Below are 21635 nucleotides of genomic sequence, written 5' to 3' on the forward strand. Positions count from 1 at the left end.
GGCTCTGTCCGGGTGATGACCGGAACGGTCAGGTTTTGCGGCGCAAGCGGATCACAACATCCACCGAAGCGATTTCAGCACCTTCCGGCGCATCCGGCACCTGAGCAATGACCAGCTGGTCAGACGGCGCGTCCGTCAGCTTGGCGTCATCTTCCCAGTAAAAATGCGGGTGATCATGCGTGTTGGTATCAAAGTAGCTTTTGGATCCGTCAACGGTGACCTCCTGGACGAGGCCCACATCGCAGAATGCGCGCAGCGTGTTGTAGACCGTCGCCAGCGACACAGCCTCGCCCTGCGACTTGGCCGCCTCAAAAAGGCTCTCAGCTGTCACGTGACGGTGCTGCCCGTCGCCGATCAGAAGCGCCGCCAGCGTCACGCGCTGACGCGTGGGCCGCAGCCCTCCCTGCGCCAGCCAGCTGGTACCGATTTCGTGTTCCTGTGTGGTCATCGAACTCTCACGCTTTCCGTCTTCACTATATAAAGGTTTCTGCGAACGATTTTCAATTCAAATCAGACGCGCCGCCTTGCCGCAGGGACCCGCAGAGATATCGCGGCCACCGGTCAGCGCAGACTTGCAGGAACGACCGGGCCGGTGCTAGAGGGGTCGGAACGCTGAAAAAACACCCCCACGAGAGGCACCAGATGAGCCAGTACCCCAGCAGCTTCGACAAGGAAGACCTCCTGAAATGTGCCCGCGGCGAACTGTTCGGCCCCGGAAACGCACAGCTGCCCGCACCGCCGATGCTGATGATGGACCGGATCACCGACATCTCCGGCGATGGCGGCGAACACGGCAAGGGCCACGTGGTCGCTGAATTCGACATCACGCCCGACCTGTGGTTTTTCGACTGCCACTTCCCGGGAAATCCGATCATGCCCGGATGCCTTGGCCTTGACGGCCTGTGGCAGCTCACAGGGTTCAACCTCGGCTGGCGCGGCTGGCTCGGGCGAGGCTATGCGCTGGGTGTGGGAGAGGTCAAACTTACCGGCATGGTCCGGCCTGACCGCAAAATGCTGACCTATTACGTCGATTTCACCAAGGCGATCCAGACGCGCCGCCTGACCATGGGCGTGGCCAACGGGCGTGTGGAAGCCGATGGCGAAGTGATCTATCAGGTGACTGACATGAAGGTCGCACTGTCCGAAAACTGACGCTGGCCGATCGGGTCAGACCGTCCTGAAAGAACCAGAGCATCAAACATCCCGTGCGAACGGCACGGACCGCAGACGCGACAGGTCCCGCTCGGGCATGCCCGCCTCTTCGGCGTAGGACAAAGCCTCCCTGGCCAGATCGCAGACCGCTGACGAAACCTCTTCATTTTCCGACGCTGACAGAGCTGCAAGGCACTCAACCAGCCGCAGAGAAACATCAAAGTTCCCCGCGCAATCCCGTGCGATCGGCGCAAATGCCGCCTGCACAAACTCCGGCGGGCCGGGAAACTGCGCAACGACATTGGCGGCCTGCGGTGCTTCATCTGCGCGCCCGGCACGCCCGTAGTGCCACAGCAGCCCCTTCAGGATCATCAGAGCTTCGATCGCCGTGCCGGAATCGTTGATCCCCGGCGAAAGGGCCTTTGAGGCGATCTCCGACAGGGTGATCAGGCCAAACGCGGCGTCCTGTTCATGCGTCCGGATGGCCCCGAAGGTAAACGACCGCACCAGCCGGTCCAGCGTCGCACGGTCAACCGTTCCGGAGACCTGGCCGATGATTTCACCTTCCAGCACATGCTGACCCGGGCTCACATCCAGATAAAGCGTGGCCTGATCCGGCAGACAGTTCTGCAACTCCGCCATATCGATCAGCTGCAGGTACCCGGTTTCCGGCGCAGCAAGCGGCGTGGTGGAGACCGGCAGAACCGTCTCGCCCGTGAGCGGTGTCGCGCCAAAGCCCGGATGACGCGCATGGGCCTTCAGCGCCTCACGCGCGCGGTTCTCGGCCGTGCGCAGACTGTCCTGAATACTGCCGAGCATCGTCAGATGGTTGATCCAGCGCAGCAGCGACAGGATCACCGCCACCACCACCAGCGTGGTAATCCCCATCACAACCAGGGCCGCATCCGGCGGGTAAAAGCCCAGCCGGTACAGCACCAGCGAGCCCAGCGAATAGACAAACGCGCCGATAAACACCGACAGCACCGATTGTGTCGTGGTGTCCTCGAGCAGGATGCGGTGCATTCTGGGGGTTGCCGTATCCGCCGCCGCACGATGCGCAGTGACCATGATGTTCAGCGAAAAGGTCGACACTGCCAGCATCGACGTGGCCAGAATCGTCAGAACGGGCGTCACTGAATCGAAGGTGATTTCCGTGCTGAACCGCACGCCGGTCAGGGCATTGGCAAACGGGCTGATCAGGGTCGCGGCAATGGACAAAAGCGCATAGAGAAAGACCCGCAGCCCCATACTGCGGTAATAGCGTAGAAAAACGAGCGTAAGCCACTTGAGGCGGGTCACATGCGTCCGATCATTGTGCTTGTTCCCTACACGTCTATCGCACCGCGGCCCCGCCAGCTACCTCAAACCCCTGGCCCGACTGCGCTTTTGCGGCATCCGGCCAGGGAGGGTCTTCAGATCCGGCTGGCAGGCGGGTTCCATCGCAGATGCACCAGCGTCAGTCCTGCGAAGCTGACGCATTAGCCGCCACGGCAAAGCGCTCCAGCCCACCGGAGATATAGAGGCCGATCTCGTCCATGTTGTTCCGGACAAACTGCCGCGCCACAAAATTTGCGGGCAGCACGTTGTAAGTCCATTCAAACCGCGTCCCGTCTTCGACCGCAACAAAGCGCTGTTCGCCGACGATCTGGTCAACACCCCGTCCGGCTGCATTGGTGAATACGAACACCTGATACCTGAAGAAATCCTCTTCGTTTTCGAGAATGCGCTCGACCACATAGTGACCGTCCGCAAGCCTCAGCCACCGGCTGGCACCCGGTTCAGGCCAGTCCCCCTCAAGGGTCTCGCTGCCGACCGGGTTCGAAATGTTCTCTGTGGGTTCGAGAAAACTGATCAGCGGTTGGTCTGCCAGAAAAGCCCTTACCTCCGGGACAGACATCGCAATGGTCTGCTCGGCATAGGCCGTCAGAAAACCGGACGTCGCCACGTCCGGCGGCGGTGTGGCTTTCGGAGGTTCCGTCGGAATTGAGGGTTCGCCGCAACCTGTTAGGATGACGGCAAGAGTTGAGACAAGCAAAGGAAGTCGCATGATTGGTATCCACCATTTTAGTGCAATTATCGCACTATATAGTGCGAACTTCGCATCACTCAAGTCAGAGGCCCCAAATGCCTGACCGATCCGGCGAAGAACTCGCAGACCACATCAGCGTGATCATCCGGGCCCTGCTTGTGTCCGGCAGACAGGGCGCGCCGGCAGAAGGAAGGCTGGCATTCAATCCGCTGCATTTCCACATGCTCCGCATTATCGGCGCTGGCGAGACGATCCGTCCGTCGGATATCGCAGATGATCTGGCAGTCCCGCGGACAACGGTTTCCGCGGCTGTCAAAGCCCTGCAGAAAAAGGGGTTGGTCCGCACTGCGCCGGATAAATCAGACGGGCGCGCCATCAGCATCAGCCTGACCGGCGATGGCAGGGACGTTCTTGCCGCAATCAGGCGACAGGACCACAGGAACGCGTCCGCCATGCTGGGCGCCCTGCCCGAAAAGGACCGTCCGGCCTTTCTGGAGGCCATGGGCAGAATTGCACGAACCATAGGCCTGCCCCCGTCAAAGCAGGGGTGATCTGTGCCGATGTCGTTGACGGGGCCCCGCCTGATCTCCGGGGCACGGTTGCGGAACGGACTTCGGCGGCCGCCGGACATGTCTAACCGCTTGCCCGTCCGGCAGGGCTGACTTACACAGGCTCTGTATTGCAGAAGGAATGCGCTATGCGCCGCGTCGTCGTAACAGGGCTGGGGATCGTCTCCTCAATCGGGAACAATGCAGAGGAAGTGCTTGCCTCGCTCAGAAATGGCACGAGCGGCATCGTGGCCAGCCCCGAGATGACCGAACACGGCTTTCGCAGCCAGATCGCAGGCACCCTGAAAATCGACGTCTCCGAGCACATCGACAAACGCACCCTGCGGTTCATGGGACCGGGTGCAGCCTATGCTTATATCGCCATGGGGCAGGCCATCGCAGACGCGGGACTGGGCGAGGATGTGATCTCGAACCCGCGTACCGGCCTGGTGGCAGGTTCCGGAGGCCCGTCGACCTCTGCCATGCTGACCGCCCATGACGTGGTCAAGAACACCGGCGCCACCAAACGTATCGGCCCCTTTGCTGTGCCGAAATGCATGTCCTCAACCGTCAGCGCCAACCTGTCCACAGCCTACAAGATCAAGGGTATCAATTATTCGATCACCTCGGCCTGCTCGACCTCGCTGCACTGTATCGGCAACGCGGCTGAACAGATCATGCTGGGCAAACAGGATGTGATGTTCGCCGGCGGTGGCGAGGAACTCGACTGGACCCTGTCATGCCTCTTTGACGCCATGGGGGCCATGAGCAGCAAATACAACGACACGCCGGAACTGGCGAGCCGCGCCTTTGACGCCAATCGCGACGGGTTTGTGATCTCAGGCGGCGGCGGCATCGTGGTGCTTGAAGACCTGGAACACGCGCTGGCGCGCGGCGCGAAAATCTATGCCCAAGTAACGGGCTATGCCGCCACATCCGACGGCCACGACATGGTGGCTCCATCGGGCGAGGGCGGCGAGCGCGCGATGCGGCTGGCGCTCAGTACTCTGCCCGAAGGCCGCAAAGTAGGCTACATTAACGCCCACGGTACATCGACACCCGTCGGCGACGTAGGCGAGGTCGAGGCCGTGCGCCGTGTCTTTGGCGAGGGCAGCACACCGCCGATCAGCTCCACCAAGTCCATGACCGGACACGCTCAGGGTGCCGCCGGTGCGCTCGAGGCCATCTTCAGCCTGCTGATGCTCGACAACGACTTCATCGCCCGGTCGATCAACGTGATCGACCAGGATCCGGCCATCCACGACGGTGAAATTGCGCGGGAAACGGTGGAAAACGCAGGGCTCGATTCTGTGATGACCAATTCCTTCGGGTTTGGTGGTACCAACGGGTCAATGATCCTGTCGAAATACAAAGCCTGAGAGGGGTCAACATGTCTGGTGTTCTTGCAGGAAAACGCGGTCTCATCATGGGCGTGGCGAACGAACGCTCCATCGCCTGGGGCATCGCAAAGGCGATGTCAGAGGCCGGTGCTGAGCTGGCCTTTACTTACCAGGGCGAGGCCTTTGGCAAGCGCCTGGAACCCCTGGCACAATCAATTGGCTCGGACTTCATGGTCGATGTAGACGTCACCGACGACGCTTCACTGGATGCAGCCTTTGAGGCACTGGGCGCGCGCTGGCCGACAATTGACTTCGTGGTGCACGCCATCGCCTTTTCAGACAAAAACGAACTGACCGGGCGCTTTCTGAACACCAGCCGGGCGAACTTCAAAAACTCGATGGACATCAGCGCCTATTCCTTCATTGAAATCGCGCGGCGGGCGCACCCGATGATGACGGAAAACGGCGGCACACTGCTGACGCTGACCTACATGGGATCGAACCGCGTCACCCCCAACTACAATGTGATGGGCGTGGCCAAGGCGGCCCTGGAAAGCGCGACGCGCTATCTCGCCAATGACCTCGGCCCCGAGGGCATCCGGGTGAATGCGATCTCGCCCGGGCCGATGAAAACCCTCGCCGGTGCGGCGATCGGCGGCGCGCGCAAAACCCTCAAGCACACCGACGAGAACGCCCCGCTTCGCGCAAATGCGACGCTCGAAGCCGTGGGCGGCACCGCCGTCTATCTGGCATCCGACGCCGGGGCCTGCACCACGGGCGAAGTCATCCGCGTCGACGGTGGTTTCCACGTTCTGGGCATGCCGCAGGCCGGCAATCTCTGAGCGTTAACTGCGCGGTAAGGTTTCGCCGGCAGCTCTCCATGTTTGTGCCGCACTGACGCCCGAATTACCGGTCATGCTCTGGTTATGAAACCGAATCTGACCAGAAAAGACTATCGCCGGATCGCCTGTATTGAGCGCGGTCAGAAGGCGCGGTACCGGGCGAAAATGCTCATCCCGATCACAGCGGTGATGTTCTCAACCGCACTCTGGTCCGACCCGGTGGCGCAACCGCAGATGCGGCTGCAGATCGAAAGCGCCAGACTGATGGCGCAGGTCGCGATGGACGGCGGCTCTTTCCGCGAAATGGCCGTCGCCGCGCGCAGTGCCGAGATACAGAGCGCCCCGGGCAAAGCGAAAATGGCCGGGCTGCCCGCGGCCCGCCTCTCAGACTCAGCTGTCCGGGTGAACCGCCCCGGATCCTGACGTCAGGCCGCGTCAATCCGCATCAGTTCAATATCAAACCGCAGATCCTTGCCCGCGAGCGGGTGATTGGCGTCCAGCGTGACAGTCGCCTCGCTGACCTCGACCACCATCACCGGCAGGGGCTGACCCGTGGGCGTCTGCATCTGCAGCTGCGTGCCCACTTCCAGCGGGATGTCATCCGGGATGCCTTCGCGCGGCACCGACTGGCGCATTTCCGGGTTCAGCGGCCCATAGGCATCTGCGCAGGCGATATCGACCGTCTTTTTGTCCCCCACCGCCATACCGGGCAGGGCTACATCAAGGCCCGGAATGATCTGGCCGGATCCCACCACGAACTCCAGCGGATCACGGCCTTCGGAGCTGTCAAAGGTGGTGCCGTCCAGCAATGTGCCGGTGTAGTGGATGGCGACGGTGTCGCCCGATTTGACCTGGGTCATAAACTGCCTCGTGCTGTTCTGGAAAAACGTCGGAGGCCGCGTATCTGCGCGGGTGCTCCCGGGTTCAGAGCAGCCTGCCCCTGCCCGCGCGCAGAGTAAAGGTTAAAATCGCGTGATTTGGCCTTTCAGCAGCGACAATGCCATGACACTGTGCCCCCAATGCGATGAAAGGACAGAGATCATGGCAGTGACAACCTGCATCTTCGACGCCTATGGCACCCTGTTCGATGTCAGTGCCGCAGCACGGCAGGCAGCGGGCGAGCCGGAATTCGCACGCATTGCCGGGTGCTGGCGGGCCATTGCCGAGCACTGGCGGCAGAAACAGCTGCAATACACCTGGCTGCGCGCGGTCACGGATGCCCATACCGATTTCTGGACAGTGACAGGCGAGGGCCTGGAATGGGCGCTGGAACGCAACGGTTTCGGCGATGACCAGGAACTCTATGACAGGCTGATGGCCCTCTACCGCGAACTGCAGGCCTATCCGGAGGTGCCCGACATGCTCACAGCGCTCAAAGCGGGCGGCATGAACACCGCCATCCTCTCCAATGGCGCGCCTGATATGCTGGCCGCCGCCGTGGCCTCTGCGGGCATCGGCGAAGTTCTGGACGACACACTGTCGGTGGAAAGTGTTGGCGTCTTCAAACCGGATGCACGGGTTTACGACATGGTGTGCCGCCGGTTTGGCTGTGACACCTCCGAGGTGCTCTTTGTCTCCTCCAACGGCTGGGACGCCGGCTGTGCCACCGGGTACGGCTTTACCACCGCCTGGGTGAACCGCGCGGGCGAACCCGTGGACCGGCTGCCCTGGCGGCCTGCGCATATCATCCCCGATCTGACGGGCATACCCGCACTGGCGGGCCTCTGATGCCGGAGTTTGTCTCTCATGACGGGCTGACGCTCCACTATACGGACGAAGGTGCCGGACTGCCCCTGCTCTGTCTCGCGGGTCTGACACGGACCGGGGCCGATTTTGACTATGTCATGCCGCACCTGCGCGACTGCCGCGTGATACGTATGGATTACCGGGGGCGCGGGCGCTCTGAATGGGACAGAAAATGGCAGAATTATTCGCTGCCCGTGGAATGCCAGGATGTTCTGACGCTGCTCAATCACCTCGGCCTGCAACAGGTGGCGATCCTGGGCACTTCCCGCGGCGGGCTGAATGCCATGGGCCTCGCGATGAGCCACAAGAACCGGCTGCTGGGCGTCGCACTCAACGACATCGGCCCGGAACTCGACCCCACAGGGCTGTCGTTCATCATGAGCTACCTGGGCCGCAACCCAGGCGCCAAGAACCACGTGGATGCCGCGCGCGGGCTTGAGCGTTCGATGACCTCGTTCGAGGATGTGCCCTTTGCGCGCTGGATGGAGGAAGCGGTCAAACATTTCCGGATGACCGAGTCCGGACTGTCGATCACCTATGATCCGAAACTGCGTGATGCTGTCGAGGCGCAGGGTGCGCAGGCCGCCCCCGATCTCTGGCCGTTCTTTGACGCGCTCGAGGGCCTGCCACTGGCCTGCCTTCGGGGCGAAAACTCCGACCTGCTCAGCCCGGACACACTGGCCGAGATGCAGCGCAGACGTCCCGACATGGTTGCCGCCACCGTCATGGGGCGCGGCCATATTCCGTTTCTGGACGAGCCGGAATCCGTCGCAACCCTGCAGACATGGATCAACAGCCTGAAATGAATATCGACATGATCAGGGCCGCGCACGGCCGGATTGCGGACCACGTCCGAAGAACACCGCTGCTCAGTTCGCCCTTTCTTGACGACCTGGCAGGGCGGCGCGTCTGGATCAAAGCCGAATGCCTGCAGCACACTGGCAGCTTCAAATACCGCGGTGCCCGCTCTGCCGTTTCTGCACTGACCGACGAACAGCGCGCCCGCGGCGTGATCGCCTTTTCCAGCGGCAATCACGCGCAGGGTGTTGCGCTGGCCGCGCGCCAGATGGGCAGCACCGCGGTGATCATCATGCCTGCCGACGCGCCCCGGATGAAAATCGACAACACCCGCGTGCTGGGGGCCGAAGTGGTGCTCTACGACCGGGCCGCTGGCGAGGACCGCGACGCGATCGGTGCCGAACTGTCAGAGGCCCGGGGCCTCACGCTGATCCGGCCGTTTGACGAACCCCAGGTGATCGCCGGACAGGGCACGGCGGGTCTTGAGATCGCCGAACAGGCCGCTGATGCCGGCATCGACAAGGCGGATGTGATCGTGTGCTGTGGCGGGGGCGGTTTTGCCTCGGGCATTGCCCTGGCCCTCGAAGCACAGGCCCCGGGCCTGCGGGTGCGCCCCTGCGAGCCGGAACACTTCGATGATATGACACGCTCTCTGGCGGCCGGACATGCCTGCAGGAACGCCGCCCCCTCGGGCAGCCTGTGTGATGCCATCGTCACGCCGGTGCCCGGCGAGATCACGCTGCCGATCCTGCAGCGCCTCGCAGGCCCTGGCATCGTTGTGACCGACGATGAGGCCCTGCACGCCATGGCCCTGGCCTTCAGCCGCCTGAAACTGGTGGCCGAACCCGGCGGCGCCGTGGCGCTGGCCGCCGCGCTCTTTCATCACGACACGATTGACGGCGATGATGTCATCGTCACAATCTCAGGCGGTAATGTGGATGCGGATGTGTTTCAGACGGCGCTCAGCCGGTATGCCGCCTGACAGAACGGACAAAGGGAAAACAGATGCTGATCGCTGATCTGGGGGACGTGCGCCTGCACTACCGCGTGGATGGTCCCGAGGACGGAGCCCCAGTGGTTTTCGCCAACTCGCTCGGCACGGACATGCGCCTGTGGGACCCGATCCTGCCGCTGCTGCCTGAAGGCCTGCGGCTGATCCGCTATGACAAACGGGGCCACGGCCTTTCGACCTGCCCGCCGGCTCCCTACACCATGGGTGCGCTCGTGACAGATGCGGAAAAGCTGCTCGATCACCTGGGTGTGCGGGACTGCGTTTTCGTCGGCCTGTCCATCGGCGGCATGATCGCCCAGGGCCTCGCGGTCAAGCGTCTGGATATGGTGCGTGCGATGGTCCTGTCAAACACCGGCGCCCGCATCGGCAACAAGGATATGTGGGACGAACGCATCGCCGGGGTCCGCGCGGGCGGCATCGGGGCTCTCGCGGATGCCATTATCGACCGCTGGTTCTCGCGGCGTTTCCGGGAAACCCCGGAACTCGAACTCTGGCGCAACATGCTGACCCGTCAGGAGGACGAAGGATACATGGGCTGTTCCGCCGCCATATCCGGCACGGATTTCTACACCACAACCGCCAGCCTGCGCCTGCCGACGCTGGGCATCGCCGGGACCGAAGACGGCTCAACACCACCCGACCTCGTGCGCGAAACCATCAACCTGATCCCCGGCAGCCGCATGCATATCATCCGGGGGACAGGCCACCTGCCCTGCGTGGAAAAACCCCAGGAATACGCGGACACGCTGACCGCCTTCCTGCGCGAGGTGGGCCATGTCTGACGACACACGGACACTGCGGGACTAAGCGATGGCTGCGAGCGTTTTTGACAGCCCTCTCTATGCCGGGCTCTTTCCCACCGGTGAAACCGGGCGGCTCTTTTCCGACAGCGCCGCGCTGCGCGCCATGCTGCTGACAGAAGGGGCCCTGGCCAAAGCGCAGGGAGCAGCGGGGCTGATCCCGGAAATCAGCGCGGCCGCCATTCAGCGCGCAACGCTGGAAATACAGATCGACCCGGGCGCGCTGAAGACAGCGACAGGCACCAACGGGGTCTGCATCCCGGCGATGGTTGCGGCCTTCCGTGCGGAAATGAACGCGCCCGAACATGCGCAATACGTGCACTGGGGCGCGACCTCGCAGGACATTATCGACACCGGCCTGATGCTGCGCCTGCGCCAGGCGCTGAGCCTCGCTGAGCAGGACCTGACCGGTCTGCTGCAACAGATGGCAGAGGCGGCATCGCACCACGCGAAAACGCCGATGGCCGCGCGCACCTACGGGCAACCTGCCACGCCGACCACATGGGGGGCTGTTCTGGCGGGCTGGGGCATGCCGCTGGCGGACGCTCTGGACGCCCTGCCCGCCCTGCGCAGGGATAACCTCTGGGTATCGCTCTCGGGGGCTGCGGGCACCGCCTCTGAACTCGGGGCCGACCCGGATGCTCTGCGCGCGGCCCTCGCCGCGGGTCTGGGCCTCGCTGATCCGGGACGCAGCTGGCACACCGATCGTGGCCCGGTGCTGCGCATTGCGGGCTGGATGGCAGGTGTCACCGCGACCCTCGGTGCCATGGGCCACAGCCTGACGGGCCTTGCGGCCGGCGGGGTCGGTGACATTCGTCTGGGCGGTGCCGGGGCCTCCTCCACGATGCCGCAGAAACAGAACCCGGTGGGGCCGTCTGCGCTCACGGCACTGTCACACCAGACCGCCGGGTTGCTCAGCAGCCTGCAGACCGCCGCCATGCACCAGCACCAGCGCGATGGCGCTGCCTGGTTCACCGAATGGATGGTCCTGCCGCAGATCGTGCTGAGCTGCGCCAGCGCATTGCAGATCGCGGCAGAGGTCATTGGCGGCGTGGAGCCCGACACGGATGCCATGCTGCGGGGTCTGGCGCACGGCGGCGGCATGGTGCACGCCGAAGCCCTGAGCTTTGCGCTCGCCCGGCAGATGCCCCGTCCGGAGGCACAGCAGGCGGTCAAAACGCTCTGCAATCAGGTGCGCGACAACGGCGGCACGCTGGCCGAACGCGCTCTTGCGGCCTGGCCCGACCTGCCGCCCGATCTGTTCGACCTCCGGAAATCCACGGGCCGGGCACCGGCTGACGCGCGGGCTTTTGCCGCCCGCATTGCCGGGATCTGACGCTTGCGCCCGGCGGTTCTGTTCATCCTGACGACCGTCATGATTGATGCCATGGGGATCGGCCTGATCATCCCCGTCATGCCCGACCTGATCCAGGAGGTGCGCGCGGGTAACCTGGCGCAGGCGGCACTCTGGGGCGGTATCCTCTCAACCGTTTTTGCGGTGATGCAGTTTCTCTTCGGACCGGTGCTGGGTGGTCTGTCTGACCGTTTCGGGCGCAGACCGGTCCTGCTGGTGTCGCTCGCCATCATGGCGCTTGATTATCTGGTCATGGCCGTCGCCGGCAGCATCTGGCTCCTGCTGCTGGGCCGGGTTGTCGGCGGGATCACGGCCGCGACGCAATCCACCGCCAATGCCTATATGGCCGACATCTCCGGGCCCGAGGACCGCGCGGCCAACTTCGGTCTCGTGGGCGCGGCCTTTGGCATTGGCTTTGTGCTGGGTCCGCTCATAGGCGGTCTGCTGGCAGGCTACGGCACCCGCGCGCCCTTCTATGCCGCCGCCCTGCTCGCGCTCCTGAACTTCGGCTTTGGCCTTTTTGTGCTGAAGGAAACCGTGACTGACAGCATCCGGCGGCCGTTCCGGTGGACGCGCGCCAATCCGCTGGGCAGCCTCCGGCAGCTGCGCAAACTGCCCGGTATCGGCGCAATGCTGCTGGTGTTCTTCATCTACCAGGTGGCCTTTATCGTTTATCCCGCCGTCTGGTCCTATTTCGGCAAGGAACGCTTCGGCTGGGACCCCCAGACAATCGGCCTGAGCCTCGCGCTCTTCGGCATCATGCTGGCCATTGTTCAGGGCGGTCTGATCCGGCCCATCATGCGGCTGCTGGGCGAACGCGGCACCGTCCTTTATGGGCATGTCTTTGATATTCTCGCGTTTCTGGCCCTCGCCTTTGTCACAAACGGGACCCTCGCGCTCATCCTGACACCGCTGGCAGCCCTTGCTGCCGTGATCACCCCCGCGCTCCAGGGGATCATGTCCAAAGCAGTCGGTGCGGATGCCCAGGGCGAGTTGCAGGGCGCGCTGACGTCCCTGTCCGCGCTGGCGATGATCTTCTCGCCGATGATGATGACCGCCACCTTCGCGACCTTCACCACAGAGGGTGCGGCCTTCTACCTGCCCGGGGCACCCTTTCTGCTGTCCGCGGCACTGATCGTTGTGGGTCTGGTCGTGTTTGTCCTGCGCGGCGATGCAGCACAGAGAACCGGCTGAAACGACACACTGCTGTCGCCTTCGGGCTTGCAACTCTGACGCCCCGGCGACAGGCTGGCCAGAACAGCAAACGGCCACGCGCCCGCCGACAGAAAGAAACGCCCATGCAGACAATCAAAGCCGCCGTGTGCCACAGTTTTGGCGACCCGCTCTTGGTCGAGGATATCCTCCTGCGCGCGCCCATCGCCGGTGAGGTCGAGGTCACCCTGAGTGCCGTCGCGATCTGCCATTCGGACATCTCCTATGCGGATGGTGCCTGGGGCGGGTCACTGCCCGCCGTCTACGGGCATGAGGCCGCAGGCGTGGTCACGGCAACCGGCGACGGGGTCACGGGCCTGAAGGCAGGCGACAGTGTGATCGTCACACTGATCCGCGCCTGCGGCAGCTGCGGCAACTGCGCCTCCGGCAAACCGACCATCTGCGAAACCCCCTATGACGGCGATCACGGGCCAATCACCACCACAACGGGCGGCAAACTGCACCAGGCCATGGCCTGCGGCGGGTTCGCTGAAAAGGTCGTGGTGGCACAAAACCAGGTCGTGCGGATCAGCCCGGACATCTCCAAAGAGGCCGCCTGCCTGGTGGCCTGCGGCGTCATCACCGGCGTCGGTGCCGTGGTCAATGCCGCAAACCTGCGCGCAGGCCAGGACGTGGTCGTGATCGGCGCGGGCGGCGTCGGGCTCAACGCGATCCAGGGCGCACGCATTGCCGGTGCCCGCCGCATCATCGCCGTGGATATGAGCGAAGAGAAACTTCAGACCGCCCGCGAATTCGGCGCAACCGACGGCGTGCTGGCCACGCTGGACAAACCCTGGCGGGCCGCGATCAAAGCCATGGGCGGGCGCGGCGCGGATGCCGTGATCGTCACGGTCGGGGCCATCCCCGCCTATGATCAGGCCCCGCGCTATCTGGGGGCCGGCGGCCAGGTCATCATGGTCGGCATGCCCCATTCAGGCGCGCTCTCCAGCTACGAGCCGGTGATGCTGGCCGCAACAGGTCAGGGCATGACCGGCTCCAAAATGGGCGACGCGGTGATCCAGCGCGACATCCCCTGGATGGTGGACCTTTACGCCCAGGGCCGCCTGAAGCTCGATGAACTGATCTCCGGGCGCTGGCGTCTTGACCAGATCAACGAGGCCATCGCCGACACCCGAACGGGGGGCGCGCGCCGCAACGTCATCGTCTTCGACACCTGACACCACCGGAGGGCCGCCCGTGAAACTGCGCGATCTCGACATCATCGTCACCGCCCCACCGGCCCCGGGCTGGGGCGGCCGCTACTGGATCCTGGTGAAACTCACCACCGACAACGGCATCACCGGCTGGGGCGAATGCTACGCCTCCTCCGTCGGGCCCGATGCCATGCGCCACGTGATCGCGGATGTTTTTGACCGCCACATGGCCGGCGAAAACCCCGAAAACATCGAACTGATGTTCCGTCGCGCCTACTCTTCGGGGTTCACCCAGCGGCCCGACCTCACGGTCATGGGGGCGTTTTCCGGGCTCGAAATCGCCTGCTGGGACATCCTGGGCAAGGCACGCGACCGCCCCGTCTGGGCGCTGCTGGGCGGGAAAATGAACGACCGCATCCGCGCCTACACGTACCTCTACCCGCTGCCGCAGCATGATCTCGCGGCCTTCTGGACCTCGCCTGACATGGCCGCAGAAAGCGCGCTGGCGATGGTAGAGAAAGGCTACACAGCCGTGAAATTCGACCCCGCCGGGCCCTACACGCTGCGCGGTGGCCACATGCCCGGCATGCGCGATATCAGCCAGTCCGTCGCCTTCTGCAAAGCCATCCGCGCCGCGGTGGGCGACCGCGCCGATCTGCTCTTTGGCACGCACGGGCAATTCACCACCGCTGGAGCCATCCGGCTGGGCCAGGCGCTGGAACCATACGCCCCGCTCTGGTTCGAGGAACCGATCCCGCCCGACGCCGTAGAGGAAATGGCCAGAGTCGCCCGCGCCGTGCGCATCCCCGTGGCCACCGGCGAGCGCCTGACCACCAAGGCCGAATTCGCGCCCGTGCTGCGCAGCGGAGCAGCCACCATCCTGCAACCGGCCCTGGGCCGCGCGGGTGGCATCTGGGAGATGAAGAAAGTCGCCGCCATGGCCGAGGCCTACAACGCACAGATGGCCCCGCACCTTTACGCAGGCCCCGTGGAATGGGCCGCCAATGTGCACCTCGCGGCCTCGATCCCCAACCTTCTCATGGCCGAAACGATTGAGACCCCGTTCCACGACAACCTGATCCGCGGCACGATCCGGGTCGAGGACGGGTTCATCACCCCGCCAGACACCCCGGGCCTTGGCATCGACGTGGACGAGGCCCTCGCCCGCGCGCACCCCTACACCGGCGACGGGCTGCACCTGCAGATGCAGGAAGCCCCCTGCGACTATGTGAACGGCAACGACTTTGAAGGCGGCGCCCCGGCCCCGCGCGACTGAATGGGGCGGCGCGCCGGAGGCAGGTCAGGCCGGCGCGAATGTCCGTTTTGAGCCCATACCTACCATTTCAGTCTCTGGGAAGGTTCATCATCATTTCATGCCACCGCTCCCCACCGTGATCAGATTTGGATGGCCGAGTGTACCGATAGCCAAACTTCTCATAGAGGGGGATGTGGTGTTCTTTGCACATAAGATGGATGGTTTCTTTCTTCGCGTCAGTCATACGCTTAACGAATTGAGACATTAACGTGGTGGATAAGCCAAGGCCCTGATGTGCCGGATCTACCACCACTGACATAATCACGACATTTGGAGCAGCCTGGTGATGCCCGATGAGATCTTTGAAGTCTTCGTCAGACATTTCAACATCATACGCGCATCCGCTGTTTATGAAGCCAACGATTTGGTTGTCGACTTCGAGGATCAAAAAGCCTTGCGGATACTCAACGATGCGCTTGGTAATTTTTTCATATGTCGCTGCTTCATCGCCGTCGTAGGCCAGCGTCTCAATTTCAAAGCAGCGGGTTGCATCCGTTGGTGAAGCGTTGCGAAAATTTTGGTTGCTCATGCCCGTAGTCAATTTGTGAATAAATCAACGATAAGGCTAATCGATTGTTCAATTGAAAGCCAGTTCATGAGGAACGGCAGCTTCGTTCCGCAAAGCGGCCAACATAGTCTCCGACTATAAACCTGACACGTCCAACCGACCTGCAGAAGCGCCGTTCCGAGGGGGGGCGCAATCGCGCCGCCCCGTGGGGGCGGAACGGCGCGGCGCAACAGTGCCTGTTGCGCGGGTGCCATGTGCCAGGTCGTTTGCCTCACGCGGTCGAGTGCTTCAGCGGCGAATGATCCCCAAAATGCCAGGCCCAATAGTCCCACCCAGCCCCGCATTTCTTCACTCCTCAACGTGGTCCCGGCTCATCTCTGACCGCCGCGCTGATCAAGCACCTCGCTGCCTAAACCGCGGCTCTGCACAGTTCACACACCCGTAACTTTTACGCAGCGCACGCTCTGTTACTGTGCCGTCCCCTCGCAATACCGACCAGAACACCGACGTAATACCGACGTGATACCGACTTCGGTTTCTCCCTTCTTTTCAGGGTATTCGGGCTTTTGCCCGCCCCGGGGCCCCATTGGTCAGTGTGGTGTTGCGCGTACGCTGCCTTTACCTCTGATCCGTCAGGTGCGCGCGGCCTCGAACGCGGCCCAGACCCCTTCGAATTCGTCAAAGGTGATCTGCCTGCCCTTCACCGCATCAAAGACAATTGTCTCCGACCGCATCAGCGTCGCTATCGCCTCCTCCAGCGCGGGTACCACATCCTCCGGGATCACAACAGCGCCGTGCCGGTCCGCGTGCACCAGCGCGCCGGGGGCAACGGTCATGCCGTGGATTTCCACCGGCTGATCAAAATCCAGCACATGCACAAACCCGTGGCTTGGCCCGATGGACCCGGCCACCACCGGAAAGCCTTCGGGCAGGTCACCGAGGTCGCGCATGACCCCATCCGTCAGCGCACCAGAGAGGCCGAACGCCTTGTGAATATTGGTGTTCACCTCGCCCCAGTAAGCGCCGATCGCATGGGGCACATCCATGTCCTGCACGACCGCGACACCAGGGCGCGAACCCTCTGACATATAACGGTAATACGCCATACGCCGGGCTCTGATCACGTCTGCGGGCTCATCGGGCGGGGTCACCGCGCGGATGCGTGCCGTGCGGGCGTAGCCGACCATCGCGCCGCCCTCGGGTGCGGAGCACAGCATGGTGCCGCGGGTGAAATCATCAAAGCCACGTTTGCCCTGCGCGACTTCAATCGCGTTACAGACAGTCGGCGTATCGACACGGCGGAGTATTTCCAGGAGTTCGCTGTTCATATCTCTCTCTTCATTTCTGCGGCAGGGCGGCCCGGACAGCCTGTGCCATTTCTTCGGGATCTGAGCGCCCGTCCAGCTTCAGGACCGGCACCTGCCAGTCCTCCCAGACATGTGGATACCCGGCAAACCCCCGCTCATCGATCCGCTGTGCGCGGAGCTCTTCGGGGATGGAAACATGCACGGTCAGATCAGGCTCCGGCCAGAGCGCACGCCCCGCTGCGCTGGCATTCACCGCATCACAGACCACATCGTGGCCCAGCGCGGTCAGCTCTTCCGCCTGGGCTGCCGCCGCGCGGTACCCTGCATCAATGGCGGACGGGGGTGCCAGGTCACTCTCGCGGATCGCTTTTTCTATTGTGTCCACGCGCAGGTGCACTGCCTGCCCACCACCGCACAAAGCGCGCGCCAGCGTAGACTTGCCGCTGCCGGGCATACCGGAAAGCAGGATAATCCGCCCCATCAGCGCGCCGCAGCCAGTGCCGCCCCCTGTGACAATGCCGAAAGTTTGGCATAAGCAATCTCGGGATCGACGGCACCGAAACCTGCAAATGTGCCGAACCCGCAGTCGGAGCCGGCAATGACCCGGTCGGCCCCCACAATGGCGGTAAACCGTTCAATCCGCTGGGCAACGACCTCCGGATGCTCAACGAAATTGGTCGTGGTATCGACCACACCCGGCACCAGTACCTTGTCATCCGGGATATCCGCCCGCCGGTCACGGAACACCGTCCATTCGTGCGCGTGACGCGGATTTGACGTCTCAAACAGCACATAGCGTGCTTTGGCCTGCATCAGCGTATCGAACACCTTGTCCATGCCAATGTCACAGGTGTGCGGCCCCTCATAGTTGCCCCAGCAGATGTGGATGCGCACCTTGTCCTGCGGAACGTTCTGCAGCGCGTGGTTCAGCGCCTCCACGTGTCCGGCCGCAATCTTCAGAAACTCTGCATCGGTCAGATCGTTGAACAGCATATGCCGTGACAGCGCGAGATCAGGGCAGTCCAGCTGCAGATCAAGACCCGCGGCCACAATCGTCTCATATTCTTCACGCATCGCGTCCGCCAGGGCGGCAAGATAGGCATCCCGGGTGGCATAGTGTTCGTTCTGCAGAAACAGCGAGATCACACCGGGACTGGCCGCATTCATGAAGCCGTGCGCGGCCCCATAGTCGGCCATACCGGCCTTCAGGTTCGCGATGTCCTTTTCCAGCTCACCCTGCCCTTTGGAGCGGACCTCTCCGGTGCACATCGGGCGTGCGTACTGCGGCGTGCCACCCTCGTCCGCCAGGCGCTTGAGAAAGGTCGGGAACTGCTTGAGATCCGCAGGCGCATTGCGTTTGCTGTCGCCGGAAAAGCCGGTGTAACGGTCCTTGACGTAAGTCGCATAGGATATCTTGGACGTTTCCCCATCGCTGACGATATCCACACCCGCAGCCACCTGGCGCTTTACGGTCTCGGACACAGCCGCCGTCATGGCAGCGTCGAACGCCGCTGGATCGTATTCGTTTCCATGTTCACGCGCGAAGATGAAATCCACCACCTCCTGCGTCCGGGGCAGCGAGCCTACATGCGTTGTTCTGACCATCCCCGGTCTCCTTTTTTTGTTACCGGCCCGCCCAAGAGGCAGGCCATTCTCCTGTTACACCGGCGGCGCCTGCCGCGCCATGAACCACAGGTTCAGACGCCACATCCCCCATGCCAGCGGGATAGCAGCAAATCCACCGATCACCCAGGCCAGCGGTTCATCGTAGAAGGTCTCGAAAACCTGCGTGTAGGCATGGATACCCGCAAAGGTCACACCTGCATTGAAAAGTCCGCGCATATTGCGGTGAGCCGCCACGAAAATCACCGCTGCCAGGGCCAGAGCCCAGCCGACCGCATAGACATGTTCGCTGATCACAAGCGCCGTCGCCCGGAAAGATGTCATGGCATCGCTCCATGCCTCGTAACTCATGCCAGAGCGCCAGGAGTTCTGGCCCGGCCCCCAGACGGTCTGCCCGACGGTATCTCCCCACAGGCTGCCGACCAGCGCGCAGAGATTGGCGACGACAAAGCCCATCATCACATGAATGCGTGCGTGTCGGGACGTGCGTTCAGTGCTCACTTTCGAGAGCCACAGCATCAGTGCGATGAGGCCCGACATCTGCAGGATCGAGAGCGTGGATTCGGGCGAATAAAAGACATAGGCCGCATGGAAATAGAACGTGCCTGTGTCCAGCGCCTGGGCAAAGGGTGCAATGGCGAGCGCCGACACAAACCGAACATCGGTGAGCCAGCCCGCGCCTGCAATAACCGCAGCAGCATAGAGCCAGAAGACCGTAACGGGCAGCCCGCTGAGATCAAGATCACTGATCAGTGTGCCGAGACCTGAAAGGTGCAGCGCGACTGCCATAAGCATCACAGCACCGGTCACAAAACCGGTGGTCAGCCGGGCAGTGACAAACGCCCAGGCAGCGGCGGCACCTGCCACAAGCCCTCCGAGCGTCATGACGATGCCCGCGATCTCTTCATATTTGTCGACAAGCTCGAAACCCGCGCCACCCAGCAGCATCCCCGCCCCGATCAGCGCTGCCGCATTGCCGAACATTGCATAAATGTCTGAACCATAGCGGAGCGTTACAACGCCTGCCGCCACCAGAAGCGCCCCGGAAACAGCCACCGCAAAAGGATTCGCCAGCCAGAAGATCAGCCCGAAGGTTGCCGCCAGAATTCCGACGCAGAGCAGCGTGTTGATGGCCATTGTGACCATCGTCGCACGTGCCCGGCTGTGGATGATTCCCGCAGCTGACCGGGAGATAACACCCTCTTCCACAAGCATTTCTGTATCAGCAATCGTATACATCTCTCACTCCATGAACATCGTTCATGAACTTGATAGTAAATTTGCAGCTGCCGTTCAAATCATTTTTTGAACAGTGTTCATTTTTCTGTCCATGTGGCTCCGGCCGGGTCATCTGTCGCCACAATGTGGTATAGCCCTGCGTCACCGGTCATCGACGGAACAACGCTGTGCATCAGGTTTTCCGGTACCGACATCGTGTCGCCGGGTGCCAGTGTGGCCGCCCCGCCTTCCCAGGTGACCCGCCAGTGCCCGCGCACCGGCATCAGAACCGAAGGTTTGTCATGCGCATGCATCGCGTCAGTGGCTGAGGCTCGGGTGACAAATTCCACCTCAAACCCAGGCCGGTCGCGCAGCATACCAGCCTCGCCGATGACCTTTGCCGGCGCGCGGTCGGCCATCGCGACCATATCCCAGTAGCGCGCCACGTAACCCGGTACGACATCAGCCGACGCAGGTTCGGGATAGGCCGTGAGATCTTCGTCGCTCAGCAGCGGCATGGGCTTTACACCTTCCGGCAGCGTCTCACCTTTCTTGCTGTCATAGAGTTTGCCCTGTTCCGACAGCACAAGCCCGTGCGCCTGCGCGTCCTCGATCACCTGCGGGGCCCAGATAACGCCGCCGCCGGCATCATCGCCGCCCAGAATGGCCATGATCATCCCGTAATCATCGCCGATATTCTCAAAGCCACGGAAAATTCCCGTCGGGATGTTAAAGATATCGCCCTGCTCCAGAACAACTTCTCCAGCGTCACCCCAGCGCCCCCAGAAAAAACGCCAGCGCCCGGAGAGCACAAAGAACACCTCTGCCGTGCGGTGACTGTGCAGACTGTTGCGGCATTTCGGTGGCTGTCCGGCCGCCCCGATATTGAAACCATGCGGCAGAGCAATATGCACATGCTGGTCAGGGCTCTCAGATACGCCACCGCCGATGATCGTGAAGTTTTCCTTCTGGTCACTTCCGGGGGTATGCGCGTCAATAAAGGCGGTTTTGCAGGGCTGCAGATCACCGTATCGCACGATACGGGCTTCCATCTCGGCTGGTGTCATTTCTCTTCTCTTTCGTTGTCGGCCCGCAGCTCGGCGATCTCGGCGACCAGCTCTGCGTTCCGGGTTTCCAGGCGTTCCAGTTCAGGCGCGACCAGAGCCGCGATCTCGCTGGTGTCAAAACGGGGCGTGATGAACTGCGGACAGTTCCAGTCAAAGGCCACCACACGGATTGTCAGTATGCGCTCCACACGGCCTTCGCCCTCTGTCTCAAGCCTTGCTGCAAGCTCCGGATCCGCATCAGCGGGGATCATCGTGGCATGGCCCTGCAGTTTCAGGCGGGCTTTGCGCGGATAATCCATCGCGAAAACAGACACCCGGTCGTCTCCACGCAGGTTGCCGGTTGTGATGTACTGGCGGTTGCCACGGTAGTCCGCAAAGCCGATCGTCACCCCGTCCAGCACTTTCAGGAAACCGCGCGGGCCGCCCCGGTGCTGGATATAGGGCCAGCCGCTTTCCGACGTGCTCGCCATGTAAACCGATGTCCGCGAGGTCAGAAAAGCTGCCTCATCCGGACCCAGCGCATCCGGCGCCGGGGCATCTGCGATATGGCTGCACATGTCACGCGACCCCTGTGCGGTCTGCTCGGCCGCCACCGCCGGCGTGAACATCA

General features: G+C 62.8%; 24 protein-coding genes. 13 read left to right on the forward strand and 11 right to left on the reverse strand.

Features of this window, described 5'->3' with window-relative positions; all coding sequences use genetic code 11:
* Positions 1 to 28 precede the first annotated feature (28 nt).
* Positions 29 to 448 (reverse strand): Fur family transcriptional regulator Irr, encoded by a 420-nt coding sequence (gene irr / locus AB4K19_RS13080; protein WP_375228775.1) that lies wholly within the window; start codon positions 446 to 448, stop codon positions 29 to 31.
* A 194-nt stretch (positions 449 to 642) separates the two neighbouring features.
* Between irr and fabA the strand changes: the two genes are divergently transcribed.
* Complete coding sequence (gene fabA / locus AB4K19_RS13085) at positions 643 to 1152, forward strand: bifunctional 3-hydroxydecanoyl-ACP dehydratase/trans-2-decenoyl-ACP isomerase (RefSeq protein WP_375228776.1); 510 nt, start codon at positions 643 to 645, stop codon at positions 1150 to 1152.
* A gap of 42 nt (positions 1153 to 1194) precedes the next feature.
* On the opposite strand, the gene AB4K19_RS13090 is transcribed toward fabA, so the two are convergent.
* Together AB4K19_RS13090 and AB4K19_RS13095 are read right to left on the reverse strand one after the other, a co-directional pair.
* Positions 1195 to 2451 carry a DUF2254 domain-containing protein gene (locus AB4K19_RS13090; protein ID WP_375228777.1) on the reverse strand — a complete coding sequence of 419 codons (1257 nt, stop codon included), beginning with the start codon at positions 2449 to 2451 and terminating at the stop codon, positions 1195 to 1197.
* Between the two features lie 157 nt (positions 2452 to 2608).
* Complete coding sequence (locus AB4K19_RS13095) at positions 2609 to 3199, reverse strand: SRPBCC family protein (protein ID WP_375228778.1); 591 nt, start codon at positions 3197 to 3199, stop codon at positions 2609 to 2611.
* Between the two features lie 77 nt (positions 3200 to 3276).
* Here AB4K19_RS13095 and AB4K19_RS13100 point away from each other — a divergent pair, with 77 nt between their 5' ends.
* The 4 genes from AB4K19_RS13100 to AB4K19_RS13115 all read left to right on the forward strand — a co-directional run bounded on the left by AB4K19_RS13100 (position 3277) and on the right by AB4K19_RS13115 (position 6334).
* Positions 3277 to 3732, forward strand: coding sequence for a MarR family winged helix-turn-helix transcriptional regulator (locus tag AB4K19_RS13100; RefSeq protein WP_375228779.1), 456 nt, complete (start codon positions 3277 to 3279; stop codon positions 3730 to 3732).
* Positions 3733 to 3878: 146 nt separating this feature from the next.
* A complete protein-coding gene (gene fabB / locus AB4K19_RS13105; RefSeq protein WP_375228780.1) occupies positions 3879 to 5108 on the forward strand; it encodes a beta-ketoacyl-ACP synthase I in 1230 nt (409 codons plus the stop codon).
* An 11-nt stretch (positions 5109 to 5119) separates the two neighbouring features.
* Positions 5120 to 5911 carry an enoyl-ACP reductase FabI gene (locus AB4K19_RS13110; RefSeq protein WP_436397893.1) on the forward strand — a complete coding sequence of 264 codons (792 nt, stop codon included), beginning with the start codon at positions 5120 to 5122 and terminating at the stop codon, positions 5909 to 5911.
* 84 nt (positions 5912 to 5995) lie between these two features.
* Entirely contained in the window at positions 5996 to 6334 is a 339-nt protein-coding gene (locus AB4K19_RS13115; protein ID WP_375228781.1) for a hypothetical protein, read from the forward strand.
* Positions 6335 to 6336: 2 nt separating this feature from the next.
* Here AB4K19_RS13115 and AB4K19_RS13120 read toward each other — a convergent pair whose 3' ends face one another.
* Positions 6337 to 6771: an FKBP-type peptidyl-prolyl cis-trans isomerase gene (locus AB4K19_RS13120; RefSeq protein WP_375228782.1), complete on the reverse strand. Its 435-nt coding sequence runs from the start codon at positions 6769 to 6771 to the stop codon at positions 6337 to 6339.
* Between the two features lie 181 nt (positions 6772 to 6952).
* On the opposite strand from AB4K19_RS13120, the gene AB4K19_RS13125 reads away from it, so the two are divergent.
* The 8 genes from AB4K19_RS13125 to AB4K19_RS13160 all read left to right on the forward strand — a co-directional run bounded on the left by AB4K19_RS13125 (position 6953) and on the right by AB4K19_RS13160 (position 15263).
* The gene (locus AB4K19_RS13125; RefSeq protein ID WP_375228783.1) at positions 6953 to 7639 is read left to right on the forward strand and encodes a haloacid dehalogenase type II; all 687 of its coding nucleotides are present in this window, start codon (positions 6953 to 6955) and stop codon (positions 7637 to 7639) included.
* Positions 7639 to 8463, forward strand: coding sequence for an alpha/beta fold hydrolase (locus AB4K19_RS13130; RefSeq protein ID WP_436397897.1), 825 nt, complete (start codon positions 7639 to 7641; stop codon positions 8461 to 8463). Before AB4K19_RS13125 ends, AB4K19_RS13130 begins: the two co-directional genes overlap by 1 nt.
* Positions 8460 to 9437, forward strand: coding sequence for a threonine ammonia-lyase (locus AB4K19_RS13135; protein WP_436397899.1), 978 nt, complete (start codon positions 8460 to 8462; stop codon positions 9435 to 9437). Before AB4K19_RS13130 ends, AB4K19_RS13135 begins: the two co-directional genes overlap by 4 nt.
* Before the next feature lie 23 nt (positions 9438 to 9460).
* Entirely contained in the window at positions 9461 to 10249 is a 789-nt protein-coding gene (gene pcaD / locus AB4K19_RS13140) for a 3-oxoadipate enol-lactonase (protein WP_375228785.1), read from the forward strand.
* Positions 10250 to 10277: 28 nt separating this feature from the next.
* A complete protein-coding gene (locus AB4K19_RS13145) occupies positions 10278 to 11603 on the forward strand; it encodes a lyase family protein (RefSeq protein WP_375228786.1) in 1326 nt (441 codons plus the stop codon).
* 3 nt (positions 11604 to 11606) lie between these two features.
* Complete coding sequence (locus AB4K19_RS13150) at positions 11607 to 12815, forward strand: TCR/Tet family MFS transporter (protein WP_436397902.1); 1209 nt, start codon at positions 11607 to 11609, stop codon at positions 12813 to 12815.
* 104 nt (positions 12816 to 12919) lie between these two features.
* Positions 12920 to 14011: a Zn-dependent alcohol dehydrogenase gene (locus AB4K19_RS13155; protein ID WP_436397903.1), complete on the forward strand. Its 1092-nt coding sequence runs from the start codon at positions 12920 to 12922 to the stop codon at positions 14009 to 14011.
* A 19-nt stretch (positions 14012 to 14030) separates the two neighbouring features.
* Positions 14031 to 15263 (forward strand): mandelate racemase/muconate lactonizing enzyme family protein, encoded by a 1233-nt coding sequence (locus AB4K19_RS13160; RefSeq protein WP_436397906.1) that lies wholly within the window; start codon positions 14031 to 14033, stop codon positions 15261 to 15263.
* Between the two features lie 67 nt (positions 15264 to 15330).
* Here the strand turns inward: AB4K19_RS13160 and AB4K19_RS13165 are convergent, their stop codons facing one another.
* From AB4K19_RS13165 to AB4K19_RS13195, 7 genes are all read right to left on the reverse strand, one after another.
* A complete protein-coding gene (locus tag AB4K19_RS13165) occupies positions 15331 to 15831 on the reverse strand; it encodes a GNAT family N-acetyltransferase (RefSeq protein WP_436397908.1) in 501 nt (166 codons plus the stop codon).
* A 611-nt stretch (positions 15832 to 16442) separates the two neighbouring features.
* Positions 16443 to 17138 (reverse strand): RraA family protein, encoded by a 696-nt coding sequence (locus AB4K19_RS13170; RefSeq protein WP_375228790.1) that lies wholly within the window; start codon positions 17136 to 17138, stop codon positions 16443 to 16445.
* 10 nt (positions 17139 to 17148) lie between these two features.
* Positions 17149 to 17598 (reverse strand): AAA family ATPase, encoded by a 450-nt coding sequence (locus AB4K19_RS13175; RefSeq protein WP_436397910.1) that lies wholly within the window; start codon positions 17596 to 17598, stop codon positions 17149 to 17151.
* Entirely contained in the window at positions 17598 to 18722 is a 1125-nt protein-coding gene (locus AB4K19_RS13180; RefSeq protein WP_375228793.1) for a cobalamin-independent methionine synthase II family protein, read from the reverse strand. The genes AB4K19_RS13175 and AB4K19_RS13180 overlap by 1 nt, the downstream gene beginning before the upstream one ends.
* Before the next feature lie 54 nt (positions 18723 to 18776).
* A complete protein-coding gene (locus AB4K19_RS13185) occupies positions 18777 to 19979 on the reverse strand; it encodes a hypothetical protein (protein WP_436397913.1) in 1203 nt (400 codons plus the stop codon).
* A gap of 77 nt (positions 19980 to 20056) precedes the next feature.
* The gene (locus AB4K19_RS13190; RefSeq protein ID WP_375228795.1) at positions 20057 to 21025 is read right to left on the reverse strand and encodes a cupin domain-containing protein; all 969 of its coding nucleotides are present in this window, start codon (positions 21023 to 21025) and stop codon (positions 20057 to 20059) included.
* On the reverse strand, positions 21022 to 21633 hold the full coding sequence (locus tag AB4K19_RS13195; protein ID WP_436397915.1) for a pyridoxamine 5'-phosphate oxidase family protein: 612 nt from the start codon (positions 21631 to 21633) through the stop codon (positions 21022 to 21024). The genes AB4K19_RS13190 and AB4K19_RS13195 overlap by 4 nt, the downstream gene beginning before the upstream one ends.
* Between the last annotated feature and the right edge of the window lie 2 nt (positions 21634 to 21635).

This window comes from Roseobacter phycocola, assembly GCF_042055075.2.
Classification (GTDB): Bacteria; Pseudomonadota; Alphaproteobacteria; order Rhodobacterales; family Rhodobacteraceae; genus Roseobacter.